General features: G+C 67.0%; 24 protein-coding genes. 13 read left to right on the forward strand and 11 right to left on the reverse strand.

The genetic code is table 11. The features are described 5' to 3' along the window. Nucleotides 1–14 precede the first annotated feature (14 nt). The 4 genes from yihA (at nt 15) to HNP52_RS14065 (ending at nt 4029) form a co-directional block, all read left to right on the forward strand. Nucleotides 15–632 (forward strand): ribosome biogenesis GTP-binding protein YihA/YsxC, encoded by a 618-nt coding sequence (yihA, locus tag HNP52_RS14050; protein ID WP_221416431.1) that lies wholly within the window; start codon nt 15–17, stop codon nt 630–632. Between the two features lie 13 nt (nt 633–645). Beyond that, on the forward strand, nt 646–984 hold the full coding sequence (locus HNP52_RS14055) for a gamma-glutamylcyclotransferase family protein (RefSeq protein WP_184168085.1): 339 nt from the start codon (nt 646–648) through the stop codon (nt 982–984). Nucleotides 985–1265: 281 nt separating this feature from the next. Then, nucleotides 1266–2399, forward strand: coding sequence for an acyltransferase family protein (locus tag HNP52_RS14060; protein WP_184168087.1), 1134 nt, complete (start codon nt 1266–1268; stop codon nt 2397–2399). Between the two features lie 37 nt (nt 2400–2436). Continuing rightward, nucleotides 2437–4029 carry a methyl-accepting chemotaxis protein gene (locus HNP52_RS14065; protein WP_184168089.1) on the forward strand — a complete coding sequence of 531 codons (1593 nt, stop codon included), beginning with the start codon at nt 2437–2439 and terminating at the stop codon, nt 4027–4029. Here HNP52_RS14065 and HNP52_RS14070 read toward each other — a convergent pair. The 3 genes from HNP52_RS14070 to HNP52_RS14080 form a co-directional block, all read right to left on the reverse strand. Next, complete coding sequence (locus tag HNP52_RS14070; RefSeq protein ID WP_184168091.1) at nt 4026–5309, reverse strand: MFS transporter; 1284 nt, start codon at nt 5307–5309, stop codon at nt 4026–4028. The two genes, HNP52_RS14065 and HNP52_RS14070, sit on opposite strands and share 4 nt — an antisense overlap. Further along, complete coding sequence (locus HNP52_RS14075) at nt 5306–5749, reverse strand: MarR family winged helix-turn-helix transcriptional regulator (protein WP_184168093.1); 444 nt, start codon at nt 5747–5749, stop codon at nt 5306–5308. Before HNP52_RS14075 ends, HNP52_RS14070 begins: the two co-directional genes overlap by 4 nt. A gap of 80 nt (nt 5750–5829) precedes the next feature. Continuing rightward, nucleotides 5830–7794 (reverse strand): S9 family peptidase, encoded by a 1965-nt coding sequence (locus HNP52_RS14080; protein WP_184168095.1) that lies wholly within the window; start codon nt 7792–7794, stop codon nt 5830–5832. 127 nt (nt 7795–7921) lie between these two features. Here HNP52_RS14080 and HNP52_RS14085 point away from each other — a divergent pair, with 127 nt between their 5' ends. Together HNP52_RS14085 and HNP52_RS14090 are read left to right on the forward strand one after the other, a co-directional pair. Beyond that, nucleotides 7922–8584, forward strand: a complete 663-nt coding sequence (locus HNP52_RS14085) for a glutathione S-transferase family protein (RefSeq protein ID WP_184168097.1) — start codon at nt 7922–7924, stop codon at nt 8582–8584. An 87-nt stretch (nt 8585–8671) separates the two neighbouring features. Beyond that, nucleotides 8672–9286: a glycoside hydrolase family 19 protein gene (locus tag HNP52_RS14090; RefSeq protein WP_184168099.1), complete on the forward strand. Its 615-nt coding sequence runs from the start codon at nt 8672–8674 to the stop codon at nt 9284–9286. Here the strand turns inward: HNP52_RS14090 and HNP52_RS14095 are convergent. Further along, nucleotides 9283–9729, reverse strand: coding sequence for a cupin domain-containing protein (locus HNP52_RS14095; protein WP_184168101.1), 447 nt, complete (start codon nt 9727–9729; stop codon nt 9283–9285). The two genes, HNP52_RS14090 and HNP52_RS14095, sit on opposite strands and share 4 nt — an antisense overlap. A 14-nt stretch (nt 9730–9743) precedes the next feature. Here HNP52_RS14095 and dapE point away from each other — a divergent pair, with 14 nt between their 5' ends. Further along, nucleotides 9744–10874 carry a succinyl-diaminopimelate desuccinylase gene (dapE, locus tag HNP52_RS14100; RefSeq protein WP_184168103.1) on the forward strand — a complete coding sequence of 377 codons (1131 nt, stop codon included), beginning with the start codon at nt 9744–9746 and terminating at the stop codon, nt 10872–10874. Nucleotides 10875–11279: 405 nt separating this feature from the next. On the opposite strand, the gene HNP52_RS14105 is transcribed toward dapE, so the two are convergent. The 4 genes from HNP52_RS14105 to HNP52_RS14120 form a co-directional block, all read right to left on the reverse strand. Next, nucleotides 11280–12956, reverse strand: a complete 1677-nt coding sequence (locus HNP52_RS14105) for an EAL domain-containing protein (protein ID WP_184168105.1) — start codon at nt 12954–12956, stop codon at nt 11280–11282. Between the two features lie 80 nt (nt 12957–13036). Next, a complete protein-coding gene (locus tag HNP52_RS14110) occupies nt 13037–13603 on the reverse strand; it encodes a Smr/MutS family protein (RefSeq protein WP_184168107.1) in 567 nt (188 codons plus the stop codon). Continuing rightward, entirely contained in the window at nt 13600–14928 is a 1329-nt protein-coding gene (locus HNP52_RS14115) for a murein transglycosylase A (RefSeq protein WP_184168109.1), read from the reverse strand. Before HNP52_RS14115 ends, HNP52_RS14110 begins: the two co-directional genes overlap by 4 nt. Nucleotides 14929–14939: 11 nt before the next feature. After that, the gene (locus tag HNP52_RS14120) at nt 14940–15560 is read right to left on the reverse strand and encodes a Tim44/TimA family putative adaptor protein (RefSeq protein WP_409372630.1); all 621 of its coding nucleotides are present in this window, start codon (nt 15558–15560) and stop codon (nt 14940–14942) included. Between the two features lie 184 nt (nt 15561–15744). On the opposite strand from HNP52_RS14120, the gene secB reads away from it, so the two are divergent. The 5 genes from secB (at nt 15745) to HNP52_RS14145 (ending at nt 20935) form a co-directional block, all read left to right on the forward strand. Next, nucleotides 15745–16257, forward strand: a complete 513-nt coding sequence (gene secB, locus HNP52_RS14125; protein ID WP_184168113.1) for a protein-export chaperone SecB — start codon at nt 15745–15747, stop codon at nt 16255–16257. Nucleotides 16258–16411: 154 nt separating this feature from the next. After that, on the forward strand, nt 16412–17980 hold the full coding sequence (murJ, locus tag HNP52_RS14130; protein ID WP_184168115.1) for a murein biosynthesis integral membrane protein MurJ: 1569 nt from the start codon (nt 16412–16414) through the stop codon (nt 17978–17980). A gap of 294 nt (nt 17981–18274) precedes the next feature. After that, nucleotides 18275–19264, forward strand: coding sequence for a tryptophan--tRNA ligase (trpS, locus tag HNP52_RS14135; protein ID WP_184168117.1), 990 nt, complete (start codon nt 18275–18277; stop codon nt 19262–19264). A 275-nt stretch (nt 19265–19539) separates the two neighbouring features. Beyond that, entirely contained in the window at nt 19540–20586 is a 1047-nt protein-coding gene (locus HNP52_RS14140; RefSeq protein ID WP_184168119.1) for a CAP domain-containing protein, read from the forward strand. A gap of 91 nt (nt 20587–20677) precedes the next feature. Further along, complete coding sequence (locus HNP52_RS14145) at nt 20678–20935, forward strand: hypothetical protein (protein ID WP_184168121.1); 258 nt, start codon at nt 20678–20680, stop codon at nt 20933–20935. 164 nt (nt 20936–21099) lie between these two features. Here HNP52_RS14145 and dnaA read toward each other — a convergent pair whose 3' ends face one another. From dnaA to mutM, 3 genes are all read right to left on the reverse strand, one after another. Further along, nucleotides 21100–22455, reverse strand: a complete 1356-nt coding sequence (dnaA, locus tag HNP52_RS14150; RefSeq protein WP_221416290.1) for a chromosomal replication initiator protein DnaA — start codon at nt 22453–22455, stop codon at nt 21100–21102. Between the two features lie 456 nt (nt 22456–22911). Continuing rightward, complete coding sequence (gene rpsT / locus HNP52_RS14155) at nt 22912–23175, reverse strand: 30S ribosomal protein S20 (protein ID WP_183994207.1); 264 nt, start codon at nt 23173–23175, stop codon at nt 22912–22914. A gap of 119 nt (nt 23176–23294) precedes the next feature. Then, entirely contained in the window at nt 23295–24104 is an 810-nt protein-coding gene (mutM, locus tag HNP52_RS14160; RefSeq protein WP_184168125.1) for a bifunctional DNA-formamidopyrimidine glycosylase/DNA-(apurinic or apyrimidinic site) lyase, read from the reverse strand. Between the two features lie 178 nt (nt 24105–24282). Between mutM and HNP52_RS14165 the strand changes: the two genes are divergently transcribed. Continuing rightward, complete coding sequence (locus HNP52_RS14165) at nt 24283–25014, forward strand: class I SAM-dependent methyltransferase (RefSeq protein WP_184168127.1); 732 nt, start codon at nt 24283–24285, stop codon at nt 25012–25014. Nucleotides 25015–25064: the final 50 nt, after the last annotated feature.

A 25064-nucleotide genomic window follows, 5' to 3' on the forward strand; every position in this document is an offset into this window, starting at 1 on the left:
CGTTCGACGACGACATGATCGAGGCTGCGCGGAAGACCTTCGCCGGCCCGATCACGTTCCTCAAATCGGCACCGAAGCTCGAGCACCTCCCCAATCCGGTGGTGCCCGAGGTCGCGTTCGCCGGCCGGTCGAACGTGGGCAAGTCGTCGCTGATCAACGCGCTCACGAACCGGAACAGCCTTGCGCGCACCTCGAACACCCCGGGGCGCACGCAGGAGCTGAACTTCTTCGACGTGGGCGAGCCGCTGAAGTTCCGCCTGGTCGACATGCCCGGCTATGGCTTCGCCAAGGCGCCCAAGGACATGGTCCGCCAGTGGCGCTACCTGGTGAACGACTTCCTGCGCGGGCGCGACGTGCTCAAGCGCGCGCTGGTGCTGATCGACGCGCGTCACGGCATCAAGGAGGTCGACAACGACATCCTCGACATGCTCGACACGGCGGCGGTGAGCTACCGCATCGTCCTGACCAAGGCGGACAAGATCAAGGCGACCGAGCTCGCCGACGTCTTCGCCCGCACCGAGGCCGAAGCCCGCAAGCGCCCTGCCGCGCATCCGGACATCATCGCTACCTCGTCCGAAAAGGGCATGGGCATCCCCGAATTGCGCGCGGCGGTGCTGGAAGCGATCGGTTGAGCCGCGGCGCCAGATGACCGACGGCGCCCTGCTCTTCTCCTACGGCACGCTCCAGCTGGAGAGCGTGCAGCTCAGCCAGTTCGGCCGGCTGCTCGAGGGCAGCGACGATGTGCTCCATGGCTACAGGCAGATCGAGATCACGATCCGCGATCCCGACGTGCTGGAAGCCAGCGGCATCGAGGTCCATCTCGCCCTCGTTCCCGATGCCGATGCGCCGCCGATCCCCGGCAAGGTCTTCCGCCTGACGTCGGACGAGCTGGCGGCAGCGGATGTCTATGAGAGCGAGAACTATGTCCGCGTCGAGGCTCCCCTCGCAAGCGGCGCCACTGCCTGGGTCTATGTGAAGGCCTGAGCGGCCCTGCTTGCAATGTAGGATCGGGCCTGATTGTTCGAGCGACCGGAAGCTCCGCGCCACTCTTTCACCTTGTTGGAAAAATAGGATCGCGGCCGCGCAATCTTGTTGCGAGATGCGTCGCGTTTCCGCCGAGGAGGTCAAAATTCGGACCGCGCAAACCCGCTCCTGGCCTGTACTTTGTGTACTTTGGCGAGTCGCGCCCGCCCCTTGTGTAGGACGCCCCTTTTGACCTCGCCCGCCAAGCGCGCCACAGTCTTCGCAACCGGAGGGGATCGCCAATGAACGACGCGCGCAGCGCACCCGCACGGCTCGGCGGGCTCGACCTGTTCCGCGGGCTGACCGTGGCCTGCATGGTCATCGTCAACACGCCGGGCAGCTGGGACCATGTCTGGTGGCCGCTCGATCATGCCGAGTGGCATGGCTTCACCCCGACCGACCTTGTCTTCCCCGCCTTTCTCTGCGCGATGGGCGTGGCGCTCGGGCTTTCCTTCCCCCGCAAGGTCGATGGCAAGCTGTGGGGCCGCGTCGCGCGGCGAACGCTGCTGCTAATCCTGATAGGCTGGGCCTGGCAGATGCTGGCGCGGCCGGGCCTGGCGGATTTCCGGGTGTTCGGCGTCCTCCCCCGGCTCGGCCTTTGCTACGGCCTAGCCGCCACGCTGGCGATCCTCACCGCCCGCAAGCACGCCGACGGCCGCGCCCATCTCGGCGCTGCGGCCATCGGCATCGCCAGCCTTGTCCTGCTCATCGGCTATTGGGCGTTGCTGGCCTTCGTCCCCGCCCCCGGCTATGCCGCCGGCGACCTCAGCCCCGCCGGCAATCTGGCCGGCTATATCGATCGGATCACGGTCACCACCCACCACATGTATCGCTTCGGCACCGATGCGGCGGGCAACATCGTCTATGATCCGGAAGGGCTGCTCTCCACCCTGCCCGCCCTGGTCAACGTCCTGCTCGGCATGCTCGCGGCCCTGCTCTGGAAGGCCGCGCCGGAACGCGCGACGCTGCGCATCCTGATCGCCGGCATCGCACTTGCCGCGCTGGGCTATGCCCTGTCCTTCGCCTTCCCGCTCAACAAGAAGCTGTGGACCAGCAGCTTCGCGCTGCTCACCTCGGGCCTGTCGGGCATCATCTTCGCCGCCTGCATCGTCGCCGCGCGCAGCGCTGCGGTCCGCACGATGCTCTGGCCGCTCGACGTGCTGGGGATGAACGCGATCCTCGGCTATCTCCTGTCGCTGCTGCTCTCGCTCGCCGCGATGCGCTCGGGCTTCCAGGCCTGGGCATGGGAGGGATTGGCGGCGCTGCTGCCCGGCAACCTGCTCCTCGCCTCCTTCCTGTTCGCATTGGGGATGCTGCTGGTGGTGCTCGCCCTGCTCATCCCGCTTCACCGTCGCGGCATCCATCTGCGACTGTAAACGCGATGGTAACCATGTCCGGCTATTTGCTGGCCGGATGGGAGAGCTGGACGGAAACGCGCTCAAAGGCGCGGTCTGGGACAAATGGGCGGTGCTGCCGCCCACGCTGATGCGCGCCCACAGCATCGCCATCCAGCGCGGCTACCCCGTTTCCTTCATCGCCAGCGTCTTTGTCAGCATCACCCTGGCAGTGATGATCCACGCCAATGGCTTCATGGCCTGGCACATTGCGGCACTGGCGCTCCATCTCGCGATCAATGTCGCCGTGCTGGTCCGCTGGCGCGACGGCAAGCGCAGCGACTGGCGGGTAGACGATCCCGCCGCCACGCTCCGCGCCACGGTGATCGAGGCGGCTGCGGTCTCGCTCGGCTGGTTCCTGTTCCTCGCCACGATCGGCCTGGGCGCGACCAGCCAGGAGCTGATCGTCACCACCACCGCGCTTGCCGGCGTCGTCGCGATCGGCGCACTGCGCTATGCCCCGCTCCCGCCCGCCAGCCTCGCCTGGCTGGGCATCGCGGTGGTGATCTGCGCGCTCTACGCCATCTTCGCCAATATCCCGGCCGGCGTGTTCGTCTTCCTGGCGGTGTTCGTCGCCCTGCTCGCCCGCACCGTGATCGGCCAGGCGGCTCTTGTCAGCGAGCAGTTCGCCCAGGGCGAGGCACTGGCCCGCGCCGCCAGCGAGCGCGACCTGCTCCGCGCCACGGCGCAGCAGGAGGAACTGCAGCAAGTCGCCGCCGCCGCCGAGACCCGCCACCGCGCCCAGGTCGATGCCGAACGCGACCGCCGCGCCGAGATCGCCCGCATCGCGGATCGCTTCGAAAGCCAGTTCATCGCCGCGATCAGCGAGCTCGCCGCCGCCGCCGAGCAGACCCGTGTCTCGGCCGAAGGGCTCGTCGGCACCACCATGACGACCCGCGACGAGATCCGCGGCGTCGCCGGCCGCGCCGTCCGCGCCGACACCGGCGCCGCCACGCTGTTCGAGGAATCGGCCAATCTCAGCCGTACCCTCGCCACCGTGGAAGCCAGCATTGCGGCGCAGAGCGAGACGACGGCGCACCTCCACGCCCTCTCCCGCTCCGCCGATGCGCGCTTCGGCACGCTCGCCGAGCATAGTGCCAGCGTCGGCAGCATTGCCGACATGATCGCCGAGATCGCGGCACGCACCAACCTGCTCGCCCTGAACGCCAGTATCGAGGCCGCCCGCGCCGGCGAAGCGGGTCGCGGCTTCGCGATCGTCGCGCAGGAGGTGAAGAGCCTCGCCGCCCAGACCGCCACCGCCACCGGCGACATCCGCGCCCAGCTCGAGCGCATGATCGGCGCGGTCCATGCGACCACCTCGATCGTCGGCGAGATGCGCGAAAGCTTCGATCGGATCGGCGAGGTCGGCGATGCCGTCGGCCAGGCGATAGCCAACCAGGGCGACGTGATCCGTTCGATCCAGAGCTATGCCGGCACCGCAGCCGCGCTCACCGCCGATCTCCAGACCGGCGCCGCCAACGCCGAAGCCGCGACCGATGCCGCAGCCCGCACGACGGCGGAGATGGATGCCGCAACCGACGAGCTGGTCGGCCAGGCCCGCCGCCTGCTCGGCGAGATGCGCAGCTTCCTCGAGACGCTGAGGGCGGCCTAAGCCAGCGCCAGTCCCGGCTGCGGCTTCTCCGCCCGCGCCGCCAGGATCGCCACCGCCGCAACGAGGCCGAACGCCCCCGCTACCAGGAAGGCCGGCGTATAGGTGCCCGTCCAGGCTCGCACCGCCCCCGCCCCGAACGCTGCTGTCGCCGCACCGATCTGGTGGCCGACCATCACCCAGCCGAACACGATCGGTGCATCCCGCTCGCCGAAATGGACATTGGCCAGCTTCACCGTCGGCGGCACCGTCGCTATCCAGTCGAGCCCGTAGAAGATCGCGAAGAGCAACAGGCTTGATGCGCTGAAATCAAGGAAGGGCAGCGCCAGCAGCGAGAGGCCGCGCAGCCCGTAATAGACGAACAGCAGCTTGCGCGGATCGTAGCGGTCGGTCAGCCAGCCCGAGGCGGTGGTGCCGAACAGATCGAAAAGACCCATCAGGCTGAGCAGCCCGGCGGCCTGAACCGGCGCGATGCCATGGTCACCGCAGAATGCGATCAGATGGGTGCCGACCAGCCCATTGGTGGTGAGCCCGCAGACGAAGAAGGTACCGAACAGCAGCCAGAAGGTCGTGCTCTTCGAAGCACGAAACAGCGCGGTGAAGGCGAGCCCCGGCGTCGCGGCCTGCTTCATCGGCGGCGGCGGCGCGCTGGCATCGGTCTCACCGAAGCGCCGCACGCCGACATCCTGCGGATGCTCGGGCATGAACAGCAGGACGAACGGGATCACCGCCGCCGCCGCGATCGACACGGCAAGCGCGACCGGCCGCCACGCTCCGCCCTCGGCCAGCCAGGCGAGCAGCGGCAGGAAAACCAGCGCGCCGGTGGCGGTGCTCGCGGTCAGCATGCCCATCACCAGACCCTGGCGCGTCGCGAACCAGCGATTGACCACCGCAGCGCCCAGCACGGAAGCGACGGCGCCGCTGCCCACCCCCGAAACCACGCCCCAGCTCAGCACATATTGCCAGGGTTCGGACATCCAGAGGCTGGCAAACGTCGCCACGGACATCAGCGCAAGACCGCCCAGCATGGTCCGCTTGATCCCGACGCTGAGCATCAGCGCCGCGGCGAAGGGGCCGACCAGCCCGTAGAGGAAGATGCCAATAGCGGCGGCGGCGGAAATCGTCGCGCGGTCCCAGCCGAAATGCTGCTCCAGCGGCAACATCATCACCCCGGGTGCCGATCGCAGCCCGGCGGAGACAAGCAGCGCGACAAAGGTGATCGCCGCGACAATGCCGGCATAGCCGCGCGTGCCGAAGGGCATGCGGGAAAGCAGCGCGATCATGCCCGCCCTCCTGCACGCTCGACGCTCTGGGTGAAGCTTTCGAGCCCGGCCCGCAGCACCTTCCAGAGCGCTGCACCGGCCTCATCCTCCACGCGGTGCTGGATCGCGCTCCAGTCGGGCTCGGCGGCATGCATTGCCGCCCTGCCCTCGGAGGTGAGCGAGGCGCATTTGCTGCGGCCTTCCCCGGCGGCCGTCCGCACCCAGCCCCGCTTCTCCAGCGGGGTCAGCGCCCGGTAGAGCGAGCTGCGATCCATCTCGAGCTGCTCGGCCAGCCGACTGAGCGCCAGGGGTTCGCCCCGCGAGATATGCCGCAGGATGGCGAACTGGCCGATGGACATGCCATGACTGGCCAGCGCCTCGTCATAGACACGGCCGATGACGCGGGAGGCCTTGCGCAGCAGCGTGCAGGCACAGGCCGAGGGCAACGAATCTTGATGCATACACATCGTGTATATGCATCAATCAACTTTCACAACGCTGCATATGCATCATGCGTACACATCATGCATATGCAGCAATCTCAGATCGGGTTGTATTTCGCCAGGAACGCCTCGAGCGCCTTCAGGAACTGCAATCGGTCCGCTTCACGGGTGAAGTGGTGGTCGCCCTCCGGCTGTTCGATATAGGTTACATTCTTCCCGGCCTCTTTCAAGCGCTTGGCCATCAGCCGCGATTGCGAGACGGGTACTCTTTTATCCTCCTTGCCATGCACGATCAGGATCGGCGTGGAGAATTGCTCGGGGAAGTTGAGCGGTGAAACGCCCTTGAGATCCCCCACCTGCTGCCGCAGCCAGTCCTGCCGGGCACCAGAGCCCAGGAAATTGCCGTTGAAGCGCAGCATGCGGTTCAGGTCCGAGACGCCGGCATAGGATACCGCACACCGATAGCGCGAACCGTCCCGCTGCGCCGCACGCATGGCCGCATAGCCGCCATAGGAAGCGCCGACCATGCAGACCCGCTTGGGATCGGCGATGCCCTGCGCCGCGAGCGCGGTCACCGCGTCGTCCAGATCGTCCTGCATCGCCAGGCCCCATTGCCCCTGGCCCTTGCGGGTGAACTTGGTGCCATAACCCGAGGAACCGCGATAATTGGGCTGGATCACCACATAGCCGCGATCCGCCATGAACTGGGCCCACCAGTCCCATTCCTCGGTATCGCGGGCATAAGGGCCACCGTGCGGCATGACGATCAGCGGCGCGTTGTGCGGATCGCCCACCGGCAGCGTCAGCACCGCCGGGATCTCCAGCCCGTCCCGCGCCTTGTAGCGGATCGTCTTCACGCGATGGAGCAGCCGCATGCCGATCGTGTTGTTGACGCTCCCGATCGACGTCATCGAGCCGTCCGCCGCGCGATACAGGAAATAGCCGCCCGGCGCCGAGGCCGAGCCGGCCCGGACGACCACGACGCTCCGATCGCGATTCATCGAGACGATCTCGGGCGAGCCGCCCTTGATCATCCCGTCGAGCTTCGCCTGCAGCGCGACCATCGAGGGATCGGTCCACACCATGCCCGGCTTGTCGCGCGTCACGTCGATGCCGAGATAGCCGAAGCCGGTGCCATCGATCCGGATGCCGTCGATGTCATAGCCCTTCGAGGCGAACAGCTGCTTGCCGCGCTCCAGCTTGGTCAGGTCATATTCGTATAGCGACGAGAACCCGTCCGCATCGTCGCCGATGATCAGCGCCTTTGTCGGATCGCTGAGGAACAAGGTCGGCATCTCGATCGAATCATGGATCGAAGTAGCCTTGTCGATCACCTTGAAATTCTCGCCGCGCTGCTGGCGATAATAGAGCCGGCGCTTGCGGCCGTCGTCGGAGAGGCCATAGCCCATGCGGACCACGCCATTGCCATCGGCGTACCAGTCCCACACCCCGGCCATGCCGGGCTGGACGCGCCGGGCCCGGCCATTGGTGACGTCGATCTCGTCAACCCGCGGCCAGAAGTCCGGCTGGCTGCCATAGATCGAGTTCTGCGAGCCGAGCAGGATGCGCGGCGTGCCGTCGCGCGCTACCCAGATCAGGTCCGACGCATTCTGGCCGGCCGTTTCCTTGTTGAGCTTCACCAGCTTGGTGCCGTCGGCACGCACGCCATAGGCGCGGGTGAGGTACCATTCCTCGTCCTCGACCGGCACGGTCTGGCCGATGCCAACGACGAGCCACTCGTCGTTCACCCATTTCCACCAGTTGAGATCGGTATCCCCCAGCGCAATGATCGCCGGCTTGCCGCCTTCGACCGAGAAGACGCCGAAATACTGGACGCCGTTCACCGCGATGCGGGCCGCCACCTTGTCGCCCTTGGGCGAAAGCACGGGCGCCTCGACCGCAGGCAGCTCGGCGAAAACCTCGGTATCGTAGCGAACAACGCGGGGCGGTGAAGCCGTGGCCGGTGCGGCGGCGGACGCCGTCTGCGCGGAAGCACCTTCGGAAACGCCGATACCGAGAACGAACGCCGCCAATGCGGACGACACGAGCAGACAGCTACGCATGAATCCCCCCTAATCCCCGCAAATCATTCGAAGGATTTCGTTACATTGGCAAGACAGCGATGACACCGTTTCGACTGGTCCGCGCCCGACGATTGCCCCCGGCGCACCTGCCCGCTATCCCGGCCGCATGAAGCTCTATATCGGCAACAAGGCCTATTCCTCCTGGTCGCTGCGCGGCTGGCTCGCCTGCAAGCAAGCGGGCCTCCCCTTCGAGGAGGTGGTAGTGCCGCTGTACGACGACGCCTGGGAGAAGCGCCGCGAGGGCGACGAGTTCGCTCCATCCTCGGGCAAGGTGCCGATCCTGTGGGACGGCGACGCCGTGGTGTGGGACAGCCTGGCGATCGTCGAGTATCTCAACGACAAGACCGGCAACACGATGTTCTGGCCGACCGAGCCCGCGGCGCGCGCCATGGCCCGCTCGATGGCGGCCGAGATGCATTCCAGCTTCGCGGCGCTGCGCCGCAAGCACAGCATGAACATCCGCCAGGTCTATCCGCCCAAGACCCCCGACGCCGACGTGATCCAGGATATCGGCCGGATCATGGAGCTCTGGGCCCAGGCCCGCGCCCGTTTCGGCGGTGAAGGCCAGTTCCTGTTCGGCGAGTTCGGCGCGGCGGACATCATGTTCGCGCCCGTCGTGACCCGGCTGGTCACCTATTCGCTCCCGGTCGCCCGCTTCGCCCCGGCCTATATGAACGCGGTGCTCCAGCATCCCTTCATGCAGGACTGGATCGCCGGCGCGCAGGAGGAAGAGTGGGTGATCCAGCAATTCGAAGCCGATCCGGTCTGATCCTCTCTTGCGCAGCGCCCTCGCTGCGCGCAGGCTTCCCCAACAAATTTCCACCGGGTCGCAGGGATCAACCGGGGGGAATAATCCATGTTCGATGTGAAGAAGCTGCAGGAGCGGCTGGGCGTGACCGCCGATGGTGCGCTCGGACGTGGCACGCTTGCGGCGCTGTTCGCCAAGGCCGGTGCACCGGCGAAGATCGCGCCCGAGCTGGGGCTCGCCGCGAATGTCCATTTCCGCACCTATGGCCTGGTCGAGAACGGCCTGCGCCTGGCCCATTTCATGGCGCAGTGCGCGCATGAGAGCGGCGGCTTCCTGTACAATCGCGAGATCTGGGGCCCGACGGCCGCCCAGAAGAAGTACGAGATGAACACGGCGCTGGGCAACGATCAGCCGGGTGACGGCCTGCGCTATCTCGGCCGCGGCCCCGGCCAGCTCACCGGCCGCGCCAATTATCGCCTCTATGGCCGCAAGCTGGGCATCGACCTGGAGAGCAATCCCGAGCTGCTGGAGGTCTGGTCGCTCGGCCTGCTCGCCTTCTGCGCCTATTGGGACAATTGCAGCCTCAACGAATGGGCTGACAAGGATAACCTCAAGGCCGTCTCCAACGGCATCAACCGCGGAAACCCGACCTCCACCAAGGATCCAAACGGCTGGGAAGACCGCAAGAGCCGCTATGCCAAGATGAAGGCGCTGATCCTCTAGAAGGAGGAGCCATCCTTTCGCTGGAACCCTTGCCCGGCAGGCAAATGCATGTCGATGTCGGGATAGTGGCAGTCGCTCGCCGATGGCCTGCCCACCGCGACATAGATGCAAGGTGCGTCGCCGCGGTTCTGCAGGACGTGGCCATTGCCGTCGCCCTTGGCGAAGGCCGCGATATCACCGGGCAGCATCCGCGTCTCGCCGGCATCGTCGACCAGGACCGCTTCGCCGGCGAGCATCACGACGAACTCGTCCTCGCCCTCGTGCCAGTGCCGCTGGGCAGACCAGGCACCCGGCTCCAGCGTGACATGACTGAACCCGAAATCGCTGATCCCGCTGGCAGGCGCCAGCCGGCGATACCAGCGCCCCTGCACCGGCCCGGCAAATTCGGCCGGATAGCCTGTCGCATTGGTCTGCGGGATTGTATCGAGATCGAGCTTGGGCAATGTCGCCTCCACCAATGCCGGAGACCATCTTGCCCGACGCAATCGAACTGACCAAGGCCCTGATCGCAGCCGAGAGCGTTACCCCCGCGCGGGGCAGCGTGTTCGATGTGCTGGAGGCAGCCCTCCTCCCCCTCGGCTTCAAGGTCGAGCGCTTCATCGAGGGCGAGGCGCCGGACGGGCCGGTGGAGAACCTGCTCGCGGTGCGCGGCACCAGCGGTCGCCACTTCGCCTTTGCCGGCCATCTCGACGTGGTGCCGCCGGGCCAGGGCTGGACCAGCGGCGCCTTCGAGCCCGAAATCCGTGGCGACTTGCTTTACGGCCGCGGCGCGGTGGACATGAAGGGCGCGATCGCCGCTTTCGTCGCCGCTGCGGCGCAAGTCGAAAGCGGCGTGACCACGCTGATCATCACCGGCGACGAGGAAGGCCCCGCGACCTTCGGCACGCCGCGCCTGATCGAGCGGATGGCCGAGCGCGGCCTGTTGCCCGACCTCTGCCTGGTCGGCGAGCCGACCTCGCAGCACCGCCTCGGCGACATGATCAAGATCGGCCGCCGAGGCTCAACGGTGATCGACATCATCGTGCCGGGCCGGCAGGGACACGTCGCCTACCCACACCTCGCCGACAACCCGGTCCCGCGGCTCGTCCGCGCGCTGGCCGAGATTGACGCGATCGTGCTGGACGAGGGCAATGCCTGGTTCCAGCCCTCGAACATCGAGATCATCGACCTGACCGTGGGCAATCCCGCCACCAACGTCATTCCCGGCGAAGCGAAGGCGCGGGTCAGCATCCGCTTCAACGACCAGCAATATGGCCCCGACCTGATCGCGCGGATCGAGGAGATCGTGCAGCGCCACGCCCCCCTGGGCATCGTCAAGGGCCGCGTCTATGGCGAGGCCTTCCTCACCGAGCCGGGCGAGCTCTCCACGCTGGTCGCCGGCGCGATCGAGGCGAAGCTGGGAGTGGTCCCGGAGCTTTCGACCACCGGCGGCACTTCCGACGCGCGCTTCCTGTCGAAGCTCTGCCCAGTGGTGGAGTTCGGCCTGCTCAATGCGACGATGCACAAGCTCGACGAAGCCGTGGCGCTGCCCGACCTGGAGGCGCTGACCGAGGTCTATGCGGAGATATTGAAGCGGGCGTTCGCCTAGGCGCGGCGATCCGGCGCGGACCTCCTACACCGCTTCCGCGCCGAATCGCGAAAGTACACAAAAGTACAGGCCAAGAGCGGGTTTTGCGGCACCTGAAATTGACACAGTTGCCGCAAACCGAACGCATCTCGCAACAATGTTGCGAGCGCGTGATCCTATTTTCCCAACAGTCTCAAGAAGCGGCCGGTGCAAGCCCGGCCGCGCGAGGCCAGCATGCGAAATCCTACATTGCAAGCGGTATGGAGCTGTCGGGAAGCAAGGCCTTTTAGCTCCCCGGCGAAGGCCGGGGTCCAGGCTCGGCGACCTGTCGATGGCGAGGGAGCCTCTCGACCGACATTGCAACTGGGCCCCGGCCTTCGCCAGGGAACAGCTGGGTCTCGTTCCGAATATCGATAGCCCGGGGATTTAGCCCGCGATGCGCTGCGGCTCCACGCCGCGTGCCCATTCGAGGAAGGCTTCCTCCTCCATCGGCGTCGCCACCGCATAGCCCTGGAGCACGTCACAGCCGATGACACGCAGCACGGTCGCCTGGTCCTCGGTCTCGATGCCCTCGGCCACCGCTTCGCAGTTCAGGCCATGGATCAGGCCGATCACCGCCTGGGCGATGGTCCGCGCCTCGGCGCTGTCGGCGACATGCTCGATCAGGCTGCGATCGAGCTTGATCCGGTCGATCGGCAGCCTGCGCAGGCGCGCGATGTTCGAATAGCCGGTGCCGAAATCGTCGATGGCGATGGTCGCGCCGTCGTGGCGCAGCAGCGCGATCGCCTCAAGCACTTCGCTCGAGCAGTGCATCGCCAGCGTCTCGGTGATCTCGAGCTCGAGCAGGTTGGCCGGCGCATTGGCCGCCAGCATCGCCTCGCGCAGCATCCGGAAGAAGCTGGCATGATCGAGCTGCCGCGGACTGATGTTCACCGCCATGCGCTGCTGGATGCCGAGGCGGCCCCAACGCGAAATGGTCTCGGCAACGCTCTCCACCACCCACTCGCCGATCTCGACGATCAGGCCGGTCTCCTCGGCGCGCTGGATGAAGGCACCGGGCATCTTGAGCCCGTCCGGATGGCGCCAGCGCAGCAACGCCTCGGCGGCGACGATACGGCCATCCGTGGCGGAGACCTGGGGCTGGTAGACGAGCGTGAACTGGTCCTTGTCGACCGCTTCGCGCAGGTCGCTCTCGAGACGCGCGCGCTCGGCGATCTCGGCGGCGAGGATCTCGGTGAAATGTTCGGCGCGGCCACGGCCCATCGCCTTGGCATGGTACATAGCGGCATCGGCGGCGCGCATCAGGTCGTGCAGCGTCGTGCCGTGCTCCGGGCGCAGCGCGATGCCGATCGAAGCACCGATCGACACTTCCTGGTCGGCCAGGTCGAACGGTTCGGACAGCGCGTAGAGGATGCCGCGGCCGATCCGCTCGGCTTCCCGCACATTGCGCAGCGCCGGGAAGAACATGGTGAACTCGTCGCCGGCCAGCCGGCCGATCAGCGGCGGACGTGCATCGGCTTCGGCGGCGAAGCGATCGGCGACGGCACGCAGGCGATTGGCGACCATGCCGAGCAGCGCATCGCCCGTGGCGTGGCCCAGCGTGTCGTTGACATGCTTGAAGCGATCGAGATCGATGAAGAACAGAACCGCGACCGCGCCCGGCGGCAGATCCGCGAGCATGCGCTCGGCCGTGCGACGGAAATTGGTGCGATTGGGCAGCGACGTCACCGGATCGAACATCGCGAGCCGCTGGACGCTTTCCAGATTGGCGTGGAGCTGGCGGAACAGTCCGTCCATGGCGCGCGCCAGGGTCGGTACCGATTCATGCACTTGCGGCGGAATGCCGCTCTGGAGGTCGCCATTGGCGGCGCCCTGGAGGCGCTCGATCGCGGCGTCGATGGCTTCGGCGGTGGAGGCGATGCTGCGCTCGGCCGAGGCCCAGCACATCACGCCGCAAACGATCGCGGCGATCAGCGCGCGACCGGCGGTCTCGACGGTGATCATGCCGGGGGTGGAGGCAGCAGCCAGCGCAAGGATGAACGCCACCGCACCGGCGCACATCGCGAAGGCTATCGCACGGCTCTTGAGCGAAAATCCTTCCACTGCGCTCGCTCTTCCCCCCAGGAATCCCTCGGAGACCGGCGAATCCCGACCTCGACCCCCGGAAACATGCCAGACAGAAGTTAAGAATTTTCCCGGGGGCGGCGCAGCACGATGTAGAGCGCACCGGCCCCGCCGTGGCGCGGATGCGCGGTTCTTACGGCAGCGATACGATCGGAATGGCGCGACGAGGCGAGCCAGTCGCCCACCGCCGCGCGGATCGCGCCGCGGGCATGCGGGCGCTCGGATTCCGGGCGCGGCGGCTTGCCGGTGACGAGCAGCAGCACGCGGTCCCCCCGCCCGATCGCGACCTCCAGCCCGAAATCGAGCCGGTCATAGGCCGAGGATAGCGTGTGTCCGTGCAGGTCGACCGTCGATTCGGGCGAGACCAGGCCGCGCGACAGGCGGCGATCCCAGGACGCGTCGAGGGTATTGGCCGCCACCCTGCGCGCCGGCGGTGGCGTCGGCACTGGCGGGCGCAGTGGCGGCACCCGTCCCTTCACCTTGGGCGCGCCTGGCACCGGCAGGGGTGCCGGCGTCGTCGGTTTATCGAGCGCCTCGACCGACTTGACCGGACGTGCCGCAAGCGGGGTGACGCTGGCGATCACCCGTTTCCACAGCGCCGCTTCCTCGGGCGCGAGGCGCCTCACCGCTGGCGGGTCGGCGTCGGCGCCCCGGCGATCGGCGCACCACCGAGCCGGCTGAGGGTGCCCAGCGGCAGCAGCAGCCAGGCCGTGCCACGCGAGTTCATCCCGCCCGCGATCGCGCGCGCATCATCACCCGCGCCCCAGAAGGTATCGACCCGGTTCGGCCCCTTGATCGCCCCGCCGGTATCCTGCGCGATCCACAGGCCATTGGCCTCGGCCCGGTCCATCGAGAGGAACACCGGCGCACCCAGCGGGATGAACTTGGGATCGACCGCGGCGCTCACCTGCCCGGTGACGGGCAGGCCCAGCGAACCATTGGGCCCGGCGCCCTTCAGCTCCTGGAAGAACACATAGCTCTTGTTCTCCCACATGATCTCGCGCCCCTCCTCGGGATGGGTGCGCAGATATTCCATGATGCCCTGCATCGAGGCCTTGCCCGGCTGGAGCAGGCCGCGGTCGCGCATCAGCGCGCCGATGCCGACATATTCGCGGCCGTTCTGCCCCGCGAAACCGATCCGCATCACCTGCCCGTCCGGCCCGCGCAGGCGGCCCGAACCCTGGATCTGGAGGAAGAACAGCTCGATCGGATCCGCCGCCCAGGCGATCTCCAGCCCGCGCCCTTCCAGCGCCCCCTGGTCGATCTCCTTGCGGTCGTAATAGGGGATGAAGGTCTTGCCCGCGACACGGCCGCGGATCTTCTTGCCCTTCATGTCATTCGAGAACTGGCCGAGATCGACTTCGATGATATCGTCCGGCTTGGCATAGACCGGCACGCCATAGCCCGAGCGATGATGCTTCGTGCCGGCGATCTCAGGCTCGTAATAGCCGGTCGCTTGTGCCCGCCCGTCGGCTATTTGGACGGATTCGAACCACCGAGAGAAGAAGGCGCGGGAATCGCGTTCGGGCCAGGTTTTCGCGGCGTCGCAGGCGGGTTGCCAGTCACGGCCCTGGGTAAGTCCGCTGACATCGGTGCGACGCACCAGCGACGGGCAGCTCAGCCGGAACGCGACCAGCGCGCGCGCCGCCGCGTCGTCGCTCAGCGGCAGCGAATCGAAGGCCGGCCCCGGGATCAGCCCGGCCGAAGCCGCGGTCAGCGTGCCGGCGGGCGCGGCCGGCGCCGGATAGGCGGCGAGCGGCACGGCCGGGATCGGCTGGCGGACGGCGGGATTGCCATGCGGCTCGGCCACGCGGCCACTGTCACGCGGACGCTCGCGCGGGACTTCGCGGGACGGCGGCGGCGCATAGCCCGGCTCGACCGAATGCGGCACCACGCCACCCGAGCAGGCGCCCAACAACGCCGCGAGCGCGACTCCCCCCCAGATACGCATGTGCTGCCCCCTCAGGCTTCGTCGGTTTCGACGAGCTTCCAATTGGGATCGTTGCTGCGGAGACTCCGGGCGAACGTCCAGATGTCGTGCGTCTCGACCGCATCGCTCAGCGAGCCGGCGATGACATTGCCGTCGGCGTCGCGGGTGACCGCGGCGATATCGGCATCGAAGCGCACGGTGATGCGGGCGCTCTTGCCCTCGACCACGGCGTCCGAGATCATCGCGCGTTCGATCGCGACCAGGCGATTCTCCAGCACATGGCCGGCGGCCTTGCGATCGGCGATCGCCTGCGAGAAGCCGGCGCGGACATCGTCCTCGACCAGCCAGGCCAGCGTATCCTCGTCGCCCTTCCAGAAGGCCTCGAGGATCATCTTGTACGCGCTCTTGGCGCCATCGATGAACTGGGCGACGTCGAAGCTGGAATCGGCGGCGATCACGGCCTTGAGCCCGCTCTCGGCACCCGTCTCGATCACGCGCGGATTGATGTCGCGTGCTTCGGGCGCCTGATCGATGGTGCGCTGCGCCGGCGGCACCGCCACGCGCTCTTCGCTGGGCTTGGGCAGCGCCTGCTCATGACCGGTGCGCTTGCCAAGCACGGCATAGAGTCGGAGTGCCAGGAACCCGGCCACCATTGCGAACAAGATTATCGTGTACACTACGCCTCCAAACGCTTCGCCGGTTAACATAGGCCTAAGCGGCGCGCGTTTCAAATCCGGGCAATCCGTGGGAATTGAAACACGTGCGCCCGCCTGCTAGGCGCGCAACCGATCCAACGCTTCAACAGCGTGAAACTTTCCGGATAAAGAGGTAGTTGAAATGGCCGAGAACGACACGATCGCCGAATTCGGCGAGCCCGCAGCCAACGGTGTGGACACCACCCCGGCCGCCGGCCTGCTGTCGCAGTATGTGAAGGACTTCTCGTTCGAGAACCCGAATGCGCCGGCCATCTTCCAGAGCCAGACGGCTCCGGCGATCGACGTGCAGTTCAACATCGGCTCGGGCAAGGTTGCCGACGAAGTGTTCGAAGTCGTGCTCAAGATCGAAGTGCGCGCGACCGCCGAGAGCCAGACCGCGTTCATCGTCGACCTGGCCTATGCCGGCCTGTTCGGCATCCGCAACGTGCCCGAGGGCGAAGCGCTCGACGCCTTCCTGCTCGGCGAGGCTCCCCGCCTGCTCTTCCCGTTCGCCCGCCGCGTGCTGGCCGACGCGGTGCGCGACGGCGGCTTCCCGCCGCTGATGCTTGAGCCGATCGATTTCGGCGGCATCTACCTGCAGCAGCGCGCCGTGAACGAAGGCGGCCTGACCGGCGAAGTGGCAGGCGAAGCCTGATCCGATAGTCTGGGAGACTGGGCCTCGTGACCTTTGACCGTCACCCCCGCGAAAGCGGGGGCCCAGCTCCCACGCTGTCCCGTTTCACAGCCGCGGTCGGTTGCGGCTTCTCTCCGAGATGGGTTCCCGCTTTCGCGGGGATGACGGGGACGCAGTGAAGCTCGCGCGCACCCTGGGCTCGGTCGGTGGGCTTACGCTGGCGAGCCGCGTGCTCGCGCTGGTGCGCGATTCGTTGCAGGCACGCTATGTCGGCGCCAATTTCGCGTCGGACGCGTTCCTGGTCGCCTTCCGGCTGCCCAACATGTTCCGCGCCTTCTTCGCGGAAGGTGCCTTCTCCTCGGCCTTCATCCCGATGTTCAACCGCAAGCTCGCCGAGCATAACGGCGAGCGCGGGCCGGCCTTCGAGTTCGCCGAGCGCACCCTGGCGGTGCTGTTCGCCATCCTGGCGCTGATGACGGTGGTGATGCTCGCCGCCGCCTGGCCGCTCACCGCGCTGCTCTCGGGCGGCTTCCACAAGCAGGCGCCGACGCACGACCAGTTCGCCTTCGCGGTCGAGCTGAGCCGGATCACCATCCCCTACCTGATGCTGATCTGCCTGGCCTCGCTGCTGGGCGGCATCCTCAATTCGCTCGACAAATTCTGGGTCAACGCCGCGGCGCCGATCCTGCTCAACATCGCGATGGTGACGGCGCTGTTCGTCTTCCACGGCACGCCCGAGCAGACGGCGCGCGCGCAGGCGATCGCGGTGCCGCTGGGCGGCGTGGTCCAGCTGCTGTGGCTGTGGTTCGCCTGCCGCGCCGCCGGCGTGTCGCTGCGCCCCCGCCTGCCCCGGCTAGATCCCGAGGTGAAAAGGCTGATGAAGCTGATCCTGCCGGCCGCGCTCGGCGCCGGCGCGGTGCAGCTCAACCTGGTCATCTCGACCGCGCTTTCGGGCTATCTGCTCGGCGAAGGCTCGATCTCGTTCATCTATTATGCCGACCGGCTCAACCAGCTGCCGCTCGGCATGATCGGCATCGGCCTGGGCACCATCCTGCTGCCGACCGTCTCGCGGCTTCTCGGCGCCGGCAAGGACGCCGAGGCGATGGAGACGCAGAATCGCGGCATGGAGCTGGCGCTGTTCCTGACCCTGCCCGCAATGGTCGCGCTGATCGTCGCCGCCGAGCCGATCGTGCGCGGGCTGTTCCAGTACGGTCACTTCACCGCCGACGACACGGTGAAATGCGCCTGGGCGCTGGCCGGCTTCTCGATCGGCCTGCCCAGCTATGTGCTGGTCAAGGTGCTGACCCCGGGCTTCTATGCCCGGCAGGACACGAAGACGCCGGTGCGCTTCGCCATGATCTCGGTGGTGGTGAACATCGTCGCCAACCTCGCGCTTATCCCTTCGATCGGCCATATCGGACCGCCGCTGGCGACGGCGCTTTCCTCCACCGTCAATGTCTGGCTGCTCTATGCGGCGCTCAGGAAGCGCGGGCATTTCGTGGCGGACACGCAGCTGAAGCGCCGGCTGCCGCGGCTGGCACTGGCGGCGGTACTGATGGGCGCGGCGATCTTCGGCTTCGAGGGACTGCTCGATCCCTGGCTGAGCGGGTTCCTGTGGCAGCGCTACGCGGCACTGGTGGTGCTGGTGGGCGCGGGCGTGGCGATCTATTTCGTCGCGTGCTTCGTGACGCGGGCCTTCCGGGTTTCGGATCTGAAGGCGCTGGTGCGGCGGCGGCGGGCGTAACCTTCCTATTTTCGTCATCCCCGCGAAGGCGGGGATCCAGAGTCGCCAAGGACATCGCTCTGTTACCCTGGATCCCCGCCTTTGCGGGGATGACGGAGAAGAGAGCGCGCGCCACCCTTTCGCCGGGGAACGGAGAATGGCGGCGGAGAGGCCGACAAAGCCCTACCCCTCGCCCACCCCAGCCGCTACAGCGCCCCCGTCCCTGACATCATCGTGCGGCTGCGTCCCCGCCGTCTCGGACCCGCGGCCCGTCCAAAGGCCGAACGGTCAGCCCGGGCGTGGAAGGAATATTCAATGCGCGTCGTTTCCGGCATTCAGACCACCGGCAATCTGCACCTCGGCAACTATCTGGGGGCGATCAAGAACTGGGTGGCGATGCAGGACCAGGGAGAATGCCTGTTCTTCCTCGCCGATCTCCATGCACTGACGGGCAACATCTCGCCGCACGAGCTAGCCAATTCGACGATCGAGATGGCCGCGACGCTGATGGCGTCGGGCATCGACGATCGCGCGATCCTGTTCAACCAGGCGCGCGTGCCCGCGCATGCCGAGCTGTGCTGGATCCTCAACGGCACCGCGCGCATGGGCTGGCTGAACCGCATGACCCAATGGAAGGACAAGGCCGGCAAGAATCGCGAGGGCGCGAGCGTCGGCCTGTTCACCTATCCGGTGCTCCAGGCGGCGGACGTGCTGGTCTACAAGGCGACGCACGTGCCCGTGGGCGAGGACCAGAAGCAGCATCTCGAGCTGGCGCGCGATATCGCGACCAAGTTCAACACCGACTATGAAGTCGAGCTGTTCCCGCTGCCCGAGCCGTTCATCTCCAAGGCGGCGCCGCGGATCATGTCCCTGCGCGACGGCAGCGCGAAGATGAGCAAGTCCGATCCCTCGGACCTGTCGCGGATCAACCTGTCCGACGATGACGACACGATCGCGCAGAAGTTCAAGAAGGCGAAGACCGATCCGGAGCCGCTGCCCGATTCGTTCGAGGCACTGGCGGAGCGGCCCGAGGCGAAGAACCTGGTGACGATCTTCGCCGCCTTGTCGGACCGCGATCCGCAATCGGTGGTGGCCGAGTTCGCCGGCCAGGGTTTCGGCGCGTTCAAGCCGGCGCTGGCCGACCTCGCCATCTCGGTGCTGTCGCCGGTGCGCGAGCGGCTCAACCAGCTGCTCGGCGACCGCGCGGCGGTGGGCGCGCAGCTCGCCAGGGGCGCGGCGCGGGCGAGCGAGCTGGCGGCACCCACACTGCTGGCGGCGCAGAAGGCGGTCGGGCTGCAGGTCTAGGACGGGCGACTCTCGCGCCTTTTCACTCCCCTCCCTGCAAGGGAGGGGTTGGGGGTGGGTTGCGAGCGCAGCGAGCTCAACGAGACGATAGCCTTGAACAGCGGAGGCCGGGCATCGAGCCCGGCCTCCGCTAACCCACCCCTTGCCCCTCCCTTGCAGGGAGGGGAATGTTAACTGCCTATACGGACTGAACTGCTACTCCCCCGGACATCACCGGACTTCGGGGAGGGAACAGTTATGGGTACCACCGGGTTTCTGTGCGCGGAGAGTGCCTGATGCGTAGACTGATTCCCGTGCTGCTCCTCGGGAGCGCGATCGCCGGCTGCAGCGGCGGCTCCGGTGGCGGAGGCGGCGGCACCGTCGTCACGCCGACGCCAACACCGACGCCGAGCCCGACCAGCTCGCCTACCCCTACCCCCTCCGCCACCCCGACGCCGACCGGCAGCGAGCCGGCGACGGGTTCGGATTTCCTGACCTCGGTCGCGCAGCTCTACAGCAGCCCGCCCAATATCGCCGCCTGCCAGGCCGGGACGCTTAAGCCCGAGGTCGGCCAGCGGGTGCTGGCGGCGCTCAACTATGTCCGCGGGCTGCACAACCTGCCGGCGGTCACCTACAGCACCGCCGACGAGCCGGCCGTGCAGCAATCGGCGCTGATGATGGCCGCGAACGGCCAGCTCAGCCACAATCCGCCGACCAGCTGGAACTGCTACACCGCCGCCGGCGCCACCGCCGCCGGGCAGAGCAACATCTATCTGGGCACCGGTGGGCTGCGCTATTCGCAGGATGCCGACCTGCTGGCCGGCTGGCTGATCGACACCAACAATGTGGTGGCGAACAATATCGGCCATCGCCGCTGGCTGCTCTATCCGTTCCTGTCGACGATCGCCTATGGCCGCACCGCCGGGGTGTGGCAGACCAACAACCGGGCCGACGGCGCCTCGATCAAGGTGATCAACACCACCCAGAACACCGCCGGGCCGCTGCCCGACTTTGTCGCCTATCCCTTCCAGGATTATCCGGCGCGCTATTTCGAGACCGGGGCGCTGCTCTCGTTCGGGGTGATCGCCAACAAGAGCTCGAACTTCGGCGCGAATCAGTCGGTGAGCTATGCCGGCGCGACGATCAGCGTGCGGGTGCGCGGCGGCGCGGCGCTGACCGTGTCGAACATATCGTGGGACAATGACGGGTACGGCCTGCCCAACAGCCTGCAATGGAGCGTCGCCGGGCTCGCCGCCAACACCACCTATGACGTGACGATCAGCAACGTCACGGTGAGCGGCGCGGCGCGCAACTACAGCTATTATTTCCGGATCGTGCCCTGAGCGGGCGCGAAACCGCCATATCCGTTGCAGATCGGCTAGGTCGCCCCGGCGCCGCGACCTAGCCTGCGCCTTCCACGACAGGGAGGCACTCATGCGCAACAAGATCGGTTTCTCGCTTTCGCTTGCCGCCGCCGCCGGTTTCCAGGCCGTCCTCGCCCAGCCGCTCCAGGCGCGCCCGAACCTCGAATGCGCCAACCCGCCTTCGGTCACCTGCACCAGCTACCAGGCGCGCGGCTTCGCCAGCTATGGCGAGTGCGTGACCTATTACAGCGAATATTGCCCGCTGCTCGAGAGCGGCGAAGGCGGTTGCGTCTATGATCCGCGAATCGGGCAGACGATCTGCTGGTGAACGGATGGGGCGCGGGCCGCTCCATTATGTCTAGACAAAAAGGCCGGAGCCCCTGCGGGCCCCGGCCTTTTCGTTTTGAAGGGTGGAGGCGTGACCGATCTGCGTTGCCCCGCTCTCAGCTCCTCCACCCCGCCCGCCCCTGAAAGAGGCGGGAAGTTATCCCTTTAGCCCTCCAGCGTGCGCATCAGCGTGCGCACGGCGGTGTCGATCTCCACGTCCTTGGCGCGCAGGTCCTCGATTCGCTTGACCGCGTGGATCACCGTCGAGTGATCGCGGTTGCCGAACTTGCGGCCGATCTCCGGCAGCGAGCGCGTGGTCAGGCGCTTGGCGAGGTACATCGCGATCTGGCGCGGCCGGGCGATCGCGACGGCGCGGCGCTCGGAGATCAGGTCGATCTGCTTGACCTCGAAATGCGCCGAGACCGCGCGCTGGATCTCGTCGATGGTGATCCGGCGCTGGGCCGAACGCAGCACTTCGCCGAGCACGTTGGTCGCGAAGTCGATCGTGATGACTTCGTTGTTGAGCTGGGCATAGGCGACGAGGCGGTTGAGCGCGCCTTCGAGCTCGCGGATGTTGGTGGTGATTCGCGCGGCGAGCAGGTCCATCACCTCATGCGGCATCGAGACGGCGGGCATCTCGAGCAGCTTGCGGCCGACGATCGCGCGGCGCAGCTCGAGCTCGGCCGGCTTGATGTCGGCGACCAGGCCCGAGCCGAGACGGCCGGCGAGACGCGGCTCGAAGCCCTCGAGCGCCTGGGGCGCACGGTCCGCGGCGATCACCAGGCGCTTGCCCGACGACATGAACTCATTGACGGTGTGGAAGAATTCCTGCTGCGTCGCGTCCTTGCCGCCGATGAACTGCAGGTCGTCGATCATCAGCAGATCGACCGAGCGCAGCCGCGCCTTGAACGCGTGCGTGTCCTTGTTGCGCAGCGCCTGGACGAACTCGAACATGAAGCGCTCGGCGGTCACGTAGATCGCGGTCGCATCCGGATTCGCGGCGAGGAAGGCATGGCCGATCGCGTGCATCAGGTGCGTCTTGCCCTGGCCCGTGCCGGCATGGAGGTAGAGCGGGCTGAACTGCGGCGAGCCCGGCTGCGCCATCGCCTTGGCGGCGTTGCAGGCGACGCGATTCGTCGCGTCGATCACGAATCGCTCGAACGTGAAGCGCTGGTCGAACTGCGGGCGCTCGATCGCGGCGGCCGCCACGGGAGCCGAATCGGCGACCGGAGCCACCGGCGCCGCGCTGAGCACGCGCTTCGGCTCCTCGGCCAGCGTCTCGATCGACACGCTGCGCACGGCCGGAATCTGGCCGCGGAACTCGAGCAGCAGGCGCTCGGCATAGTGATTGCGGACCCACTGGGTCATGAACGCCGACGGCAGCCCAAGGCGCACGATCTCGGCATCGCTGCCCTCGATCAGGACAACCGGCTTCAGCCATTGGTCGAACAGACGCTGGCCCGCCGAGCGACGCAGATTCGCGCGCACATGCGACCAAGCCTTGGCAACCGCTGCTTCCATTCCGTCCCGTTCCAAGGCCTGAACCTGAGTCACCGTGACGCACCCCTCCTTCGCGGGAAGCCCTGCTTCCCGTGCGCAAATTCGCTCCGACATGAGGCCCCCCGACACCGGACATCCCCGGTCCCTGTGCGGCAGGCTTCGACTACACCCTGGCGAGAACCCGCCTGGGAGGTCTGTTGTAGGTACCCCTTTCTGAGTCGAGCAAGGGGGTCCGGTGTAAAGATACTGAAATAGTTTTGTTGACTCGCCGTAACCCACGGAAAACCGTGCCCATGGCCACTAACTATCTGAAAAGAATAGCGCCTTCAAATTATTGCAAGTCGAAGACACCGCGACTCGCGCGAATCGTAGGGTTCCAGGGTGCTAACCACGATTCGTTCCGCAAGCCTCTGTCGAACACGACAAAAACCCCGCGGAACTGGTGTCCCGCGGGGCTTTGTTACGGAAAAGTGACGATTATGCCAGCGCTTCGACGCGCTTGTTCAGACGCGCGAACTTGCGCGAGGCCGTGTTCTTGTGGAGCACGCCCTTGGCAACGCCGCGCGCCATTTCCGGCTGCGCAGCGGCGAGCGCGGCAGCGGCCGCAGTCTTGTCGCCGGCTTCAAGGGCCGACTCGACCTTCTTCACGAAGGTGCGGATACGGCTCACGCGGGTGCCGTTGATCTCCGCGCGGCGCGCATTGCGCCGGATACGCTTCTTCGCTTGCGGCGTATTCGCCATGCCGTGTCGTTCCTGCTCGTAAAATGTTTTGGGCCCGGAGACGAATGCCGTCCACGCCCGGAAAGACGGGCCCCTTAGCGGCACCTGCGATTCGGGTCAACCGCATAAGGACATAGCGGTCACTTCTGGCAGGCGGGGCACCAGAAGGTCGATCGACCCGAATCGATTCGCCGCTCGACCAGCCCGCCGCAGTCGCACGGCTCCCCTTCCCGCCCGTAGACGCGCCACTCCTTGGCGAAATAGCCGAGCTCGCCGTCCGGCCGGGCATAGTCGCGAATCGTCGAGCCGCCGGCGCGGATCGCGCTTTCGAGCACGTCGCGAATCGCCGCGACCAGCTTTTCCAGCCTGACCTTCGAGATCGAGCCGCCTTCGCGGGTGGGCGCGATGCGGGCGATATAGAGCGCCTCGCACACATAGATATTGCCCAACCCCGCCACGACGCGCTGATCGAGCAGCAGCGCCTTTACCGGCGCGATCCTGTCCTTGAAGACGCGCGCCAGATGCGCGGCGTTGAAGTCAGGGCCCAGCGGCTCGGGCCCCAGCGCCATGAAGGGCGCCCATGCCGCCACCTCCGCGGTCGGCACCAGGTCGACCGAGCCGAATCGCCGGGGATCGTTGAGCGCGAGGCGGTGGTGCTGCGTCTCCAGCACCATGTGATCATGCTTGCCGATCTCGGCCGGATCGATCCGCCAGCGCCCGGACATGCCGAGGTGGAAGATCAGCGTGTCGCCGCGATTCGTCTCGATCAGCCCATATTTGGCGCGCCGGCCCATGCCGGTGACTGTCGCTCCGGTGAGCCTCTGGCCGAGCCCTTCGGGGAACGGCCGGCGCAGATCGCCGCGATGGAGGGTGACGCGCTGGATCGTCTCGCCCTTGAGCACGGGCTCCAGCCCGCGAACGGTCGTCTCTACTTCGGGGAGTTCTGGCATGGGGGCTCTCTACCGCGCCTAGCCCCATTTCGTCATCCCCGCGAAGGCGGGAATCCAGGGTAACCGAGCGATGCCCTTCGGGACTCTGGATCCCCGCCTTCGCGGGGATGACGATGGCGTGGAGGATAAGGTGGGAGTGGGGATGACGCGCGCAGAAAGCCCCGCTAGAGCCCGTCGCATGACCGACACCGTCTCCTTCGGCTACGAGGATGTGGCCCCCGAGGAAAAGACCCGCCGCGTCGGCGAGGTCTTCTCCAGCGTCGCGGCGAAATACGACCTGATGAACGACGCCATGTCGGGCGGGCTTCACCGGTTGTGGAAGGACAAGTTCGTCCGCCGGGTGAAGCCGCGCGAAGGCGAGCATATCCTCGACATGGCCGGGGGCACCGGCGACATCGCCTTCCGCATGGCGCCTTCGGGCGCAGCGATCACGGTGGCGGACATCAATCCCGAGATGCTCGCCGTCGGCGTCGAGCGCGCCGCCGAGCGCGGGATCGACGGGCTGGTGTGGAGCGAGGCCAATGCCGAGACGCTGCAATGGCCCGACAAGTTCTTCGACGCCTATACGATCGCGTTCGGCATCCGGAACGTGACCGACATCCCCAAGGCGCTGCGCGAGGCGCACCGCGTGCTCAAGCGCGGCGGGCGGCTGTTCGTGCTGGAGTTCTCGACCACCGAGTGGCCGGGCTTCTCCGAAGTCTATGACGCCTATTCGCACAAGCTGGTCCCGAAGCTCGGCCAGATGCTGGCGGGCGACGCGGAAAGCTATCGCTATCTGATCGAATCGATCCGCCGCTTCCCGAAGATGCCCGAGTTCGAGCGGATGATCCGCGAGGCGGGCTTCACCCAGACCAAGGTCGAGCCGCTGCTCGGCGGGCTGGTCGCGATCCACAGCGGCTGGAAGATTTGAGGCCAGTGCCCTTCACCGATTTCCGTCATCCCGGCGAAAGCCGGGATCTC

Origin of the sequence: Sphingomonas kyeonggiensis, from assembly GCF_014204495.1 — a bacterium.
Lineage (GTDB): Bacteria > Pseudomonadota > Alphaproteobacteria > Sphingomonadales > Sphingomonadaceae > Sphingomonas > Sphingomonas kyeonggiensis_A.